This is a genomic window from Pseudomonas syringae, from assembly GCF_021606685.1.
Classification (GTDB): domain Bacteria; phylum Pseudomonadota; class Gammaproteobacteria; order Pseudomonadales; family Pseudomonadaceae; genus Aquipseudomonas; species Aquipseudomonas syringae_R.
On record NZ_WKCB01000135.1, the window covers coordinates 1 to 5,652 of the forward strand.

The 5,652-nt window shown below is 50.9% G+C and carries 2 tRNA genes and 3 rRNA genes; all 5 read left to right on the plus strand.

The annotated features are described in order from the left end of the window. Positions 1 to 375 precede the first annotated feature (375 nt). A 16S ribosomal RNA gene (locus GIW02_RS26720) occupies positions 376 to 1,912 on the plus strand. 82 nt (positions 1,913 to 1,994) lie between these two features. After that, positions 1,995 to 2,071, plus strand: a tRNA-Ile gene (locus tag GIW02_RS26725). Between the two features lie 30 nt (positions 2,072 to 2,101). Continuing rightward, positions 2,102 to 2,177 (plus strand) — tRNA-Ala (locus GIW02_RS26730). A gap of 251 nt (positions 2,178 to 2,428) precedes the next feature. Next, positions 2,429 to 5,320, plus strand: a 23S ribosomal RNA gene (locus GIW02_RS26735). Positions 5,321 to 5,489: 169 nt separating this feature from the next. After that, a 5S ribosomal RNA gene (gene rrf, locus GIW02_RS26740) occupies positions 5,490 to 5,605 on the plus strand. Together the 16S, 23S and 5S rRNA genes with 2 tRNA genes alongside form the textbook arrangement of a ribosomal RNA operon. The last annotated feature ends 47 nt before the right edge of the window (positions 5,606 to 5,652 follow it).

Genomic DNA, 5,652 nt, shown 5'->3' on the forward strand with positions numbered 1-5,652 from the left:
CGTTTCGATCTTCTCGGTCGAAAGCGGAGAAAAAGAGGTGTTGACAGCAGCGTGTAACGCTGTAGAATTCGCCTCCCGCTAACGAGAGATCGGAAGCGCAAGTGGTTGAAGTTGTTGAAGAAATCTTCGAAAACTTCTGAAAATAATCACTTGACAGCAAATGAGGCTGCTGTAGAATGCGCGCCTCGGTTGAGACGAAAGATCTTAACCAACCGCTCTTTAACAACTGAATCAAGCAATTCGTGTGGGTGCTTGTGGAGTCAGACTGATAGTCAACAAGATTATCAGCATCACAAGTTACTCCGCGAGAAATCAAAGATGTAACCAACGATTGCTGAGCCAAGTTTAGGGTTTCTTAAAAACCCAAAGATGTTTGAACTGAAGAGTTTGATCATGGCTCAGATTGAACGCTGGCGGCAGGCCTAACACATGCAAGTCGAGCGGTAGAGAGAAGCTTGCTTCTCTTGAGAGCGGCGGACGGGTGAGTAATGCCTAGGAATCTGCCTGGTAGTGGGGGATAACGTTCGGAAACGGACGCTAATACCGCATACGTCCTACGGGAGAAAGCAGGGGACCTTCGGGCCTTGCGCTATCAGATGAGCCTAGGTCGGATTAGCTAGTTGGTGAGGTAATGGCTCACCAAGGCGACGATCCGTAACTGGTCTGAGAGGATGATCAGTCACACTGGAACTGAGACACGGTCCAGACTCCTACGGGAGGCAGCAGTGGGGAATATTGGACAATGGGCGAAAGCCTGATCCAGCCATGCCGCGTGTGTGAAGAAGGTCTTCGGATTGTAAAGCACTTTAAGTTGGGAGGAAGGGCAGTTACCTAATACGTGATTGTTTTGACGTTACCGACAGAATAAGCACCGGCTAACTCTGTGCCAGCAGCCGCGGTAATACAGAGGGTGCAAGCGTTAATCGGAATTACTGGGCGTAAAGCGCGCGTAGGTGGTTTGTTAAGTTGGATGTGAAATCCCCGGGCTCAACCTGGGAACTGCATTCAAAACTGACTGACTAGAGTATGGTAGAGGGTGGTGGAATTTCCTGTGTAGCGGTGAAATGCGTAGATATAGGAAGGAACACCAGTGGCGAAGGCGACCACCTGGACTAATACTGACACTGAGGTGCGAAAGCGTGGGGAGCAAACAGGATTAGATACCCTGGTAGTCCACGCCGTAAACGATGTCAACTAGCCGTTGGAAGCCTTGAGCTTTTAGTGGCGCAGCTAACGCATTAAGTTGACCGCCTGGGGAGTACGGCCGCAAGGTTAAAACTCAAATGAATTGACGGGGGCCCGCACAAGCGGTGGAGCATGTGGTTTAATTCGAAGCAACGCGAAGAACCTTACCAGGCCTTGACATCCAATGAACTTTCTAGAGATAGATTGGTGCCTTCGGGAGCATTGAGACAGGTGCTGCATGGCTGTCGTCAGCTCGTGTCGTGAGATGTTGGGTTAAGTCCCGTAACGAGCGCAACCCTTGTCCTTAGTTACCAGCACGTAATGGTGGGCACTCTAAGGAGACTGCCGGTGACAAACCGGAGGAAGGTGGGGATGACGTCAAGTCATCATGGCCCTTACGGCCTGGGCTACACACGTGCTACAATGGTCGGTACAGAGGGTTGCCAAGCCGCGAGGTGGAGCTAATCCCATAAAACCGATCGTAGTCCGGATCGCAGTCTGCAACTCGACTGCGTGAAGTCGGAATCGCTAGTAATCGCGAATCAGAATGTCGCGGTGAATACGTTCCCGGGCCTTGTACACACCGCCCGTCACACCATGGGAGTGGGTTGCACCAGAAGTAGCTAGTCTAACCTTCGGGAGGACGGTTACCACGGTGTGATTCATGACTGGGGTGAAGTCGTAACAAGGTAGCCGTAGGGGAACCTGCGGCTGGATCACCTCCTTAATCGACGACATCAGCTGCTCCATAAGTTCCCACACGAATTGCTTGATTCATTGAAGAAGACGATAAGAAGCAGCCCGAAATTGGGTCTGTAGCTCAGTTGGTTAGAGCGCACCCCTGATAAGGGTGAGGTCGGCAGTTCGAATCTGCCCAGACCCACCAATTTTGTGTGGGAAACGCCTGTAGAAATACGGGGCCATAGCTCAGCTGGGAGAGCGCCTGCCTTGCACGCAGGAGGTCAACGGTTCGATCCCGTTTGGCTCCACCACTACTGCTTCTGAAAGTTTTGAAAGCTTAGAAATGAGCATTCCACCAACACGGTGATGAATGTTGATTTCTAGTCTTTGATTAGATCGTTCTTTAAAAATTTGGGTATGTGATAGAAAGATAGACTGAACGTTACTTTCACTGGTAACGGATCAGGCTAAGGTAAAATTTGTGAGTTACTCAGTTTTGAGTATTATCGAATTTTCGGCGAATGTTGTCTTCACAGTATAACCAGATTGCTTGGGGTTATATGGTCAAGTGAAGAAGCGCATACGGTGGATGCCTTGGCAGTCAGAGGCGATGAAAGACGTGGTAGCCTGCGAAAAGCTTCGGGGAGTCGGCAAACAGACTTTGATCCGGAGATGTCTGAATGGGGGAACCCAGCCATCATAAGATGGTTATCTTGTACTGAATACATAGGTGCAAGAGGCGAACCAGGGGAACTGAAACATCTAAGTACCCTGAGGAAAAGAAATCAACCGAGATTCCCTTAGTAGTGGCGAGCGAACGGGGACTAGCCCTTAAGTGGCTTTGAGATTAGCGGAACGCTCTGGAAAGTGCGGCCATAGTGGGTGATAGCCCTGTACGCGAAAATCTCTTAGTCATGAAATCGAGTAGGACGGAGCACGAGAAACTTTGTCTGAATATGGGGGGACCATCCTCCAAGGCTAAATACTACTGACTGACCGATAGTGAACTAGTACCGTGAGGGAAAGGCGAAAAGAACCCCGGAGAGGGGAGTGAAATAGATCCTGAAACCGTATGCGTACAAGCAGTGGGAGCCCACTTTGTTGGGTGACTGCGTACCTTTTGTATAATGGGTCAGCGACTTATTTTCAGTGGCGAGCTTAACCGAATAGGGGAGGCGTAGCGAAAGCGAGTCTTAATAGGGCGTCTAGTCGCTGGGAATAGACCCGAAACCGGGCGATCTATCCATGGGCAGGTTGAAGGTTGGGTAACACTAACTGGAGGACCGAACCGACTACCGTTGAAAAGTTAGCGGATGACCTGTGGATCGGAGTGAAAGGCTAATCAAGCTCGGAGATAGCTGGTTCTCCTCGAAAGCTATTTAGGTAGCGCCTCATGTATCACTGTAGGGGGTAGAGCACTGTTTCGGCTAGGGGGTCATCCCGACTTACCAAACCGATGCAAACTCCGAATACCTACAAGTGCCGAGCATGGGAGACACACGGCGGGTGCTAACGTCCGTCGTGAAAAGGGAAACAACCCAGACCGTCAGCTAAGGTCCCAAAGTTATGGTTAAGTGGGAAACGATGTGGGAAGGCTTAGACAGCTAGGAGGTTGGCTTAGAAGCAGCCACCCTTTAAAGAAAGCGTAATAGCTCACTAGTCGAGTCGGCCTGCGCGGAAGATGTAACGGGGCTCAAACCATACACCGAAGCTACGGGTATCACGTAAGTGATGCGGTAGAGGAGCGTTCTGTAAGCCTGTGAAGGTGAGTTGAGAAGCTTGCTGGAGGTATCAGAAGTGCGAATGCTGACATGAGTAACGACAATGGGTGTGAAAAACACCCACGCCGAAAGACCAAGGTTTCCTGCGCAACGTTAATCGACGCAGGGTTAGTCGGTCCCTAAGGCGAGGCTGAAAAGCGTAGTCGATGGAAAACAGGTTAATATTCCTGTACTTCTGGTTATTGCGATGGAGGGACGGAGAAGGCTAGGCCAGCTTGGCGTTGGTTGTCCAAGTTTAAGGTGGTAGGCTGGAATCTTAGGTAAATCCGGGATTCTAAGGCCGAGAGCTGATGACGAGTTATCTTTTAGATAACGAAGTGGTTGATGCCATGCTTCCAAGAAAAGCTTCTAAGCTTCAGGTAACCAGGAACCGTACCCCAAACCGACACAGGTGGTTGGGTAGAGAATACCAAGGCGCTTGAGAGAACTCGGGTGAAGGAACTAGGCAAAATGGCACCGTAACTTCGGGAGAAGGTGCGCCGGTGAGGGTGAAGGACTTGCTCCGTAAGCTCATGCCGGTCGAAGATACCAGGCCGCTGCGACTGTTTATTAAAAACACAGCACTCTGCAAACACGAAAGTGGACGTATAGGGTGTGACGCCTGCCCGGTGCCGGAAGGTTAATTGATGGGGTTAGCTAACGCGAAGCTCTTGATCGAAGCCCCGGTAAACGGCGGCCGTAACTATAACGGTCCTAAGGTAGCGAAATTCCTTGTCGGGTAAGTTCCGACCTGCACGAATGGCGTAACGATGGCGGCGCTGTCTCCACCCGAGACTCAGTGAAATTGAAATCGCTGTGAAGATGCAGTGTATCCGCGGCTAGACGGAAAGACCCCGTGAACCTTTACTATAGCTTTGCACTGGACTTTGAATTTGCTTGTGTAGGATAGGTGGGAGGCTTTGAAGCGTGGACGCCAGTCTGCGTGGAGCCAACCTTGAAATACCACCCTGGCAACTTTGAGGTTCTAACTCAGGTCCGTTATCCGGATCGAGGACAGTGTATGGTGGGTAGTTTGACTGGGGCGGTCTCCTCCTAAAGAGTAACGGAGGAGTACGAAGGTGCGCTCAGACCGGTCGGAAATCGGTCGTAGAGTATAAAGGCAAAAGCGCGCTTGACTGCGAGACAGACACGTCGAGCAGGTACGAAAGTAGGTCTTAGTGATCCGGTGGTTCTGTATGGAAGGGCCATCGCTCAACGGATAAAAGGTACTCCGGGGATAACAGGCTGATACCGCCCAAGAGTTCATATCGACGGCGGTGTTTGGCACCTCGATGTCGGCTCATCACATCCTGGGGCTGAAGCCGGTCCCAAGGGTATGGCTGTTCGCCATTTAAAGTGGTACGCGAGCTGGGTTTAGAACGTCGTGAGACAGTTCGGTCCCTATCTGCCGTGGACGTTTGAGATTTGAGAGGGGCTGCTCCTAGTACGAGAGGACCGGAGTGGACGAACCTCTGGTGTTCCGGTTGTCACGCCAGTGGCATTGCCGGGTAGCTATGTTCGGAATAGATAACCGCTGAAAGCATCTAAGCGGGAAACTAGCCTCAAGATGAGATCTCACTGGAACCTTGAGTTCCCTGAAGGGCCGTCGAAGACTACGACGTTGATAGGTTGGGTGTGTAAGCGCTGTGAGGCGTTGAGCTAACCAATACTAATTGCCCGTGAGGCTTGACCATATAACACCCAAGCAATTTGCTTGCTTCGAGCTGAAAAGCGAAAGAGCACCAGATTGCGGTGTGTGAAGACGATAGAACCGAAAGTTCGAATCTCACAAAACACCGAAAGCTATCACATACCCAATTTGCTGAAGCGAGGCCATCTGGCCACGACTCAGTACCCGAATTTCTTGACGACCATAGAGCATTGGAACCACCTGATCCCATCCCGAACTCAGCAGTGAAACGATGCATCGCCGATGGTAGTGTGGGGTTTCCCCATGTGAGAGTAGGTCATCGTCAAGATTAAATTCCAGAACCCCTGTTTGCTAACGCAAACAGGGGTTTTGTTT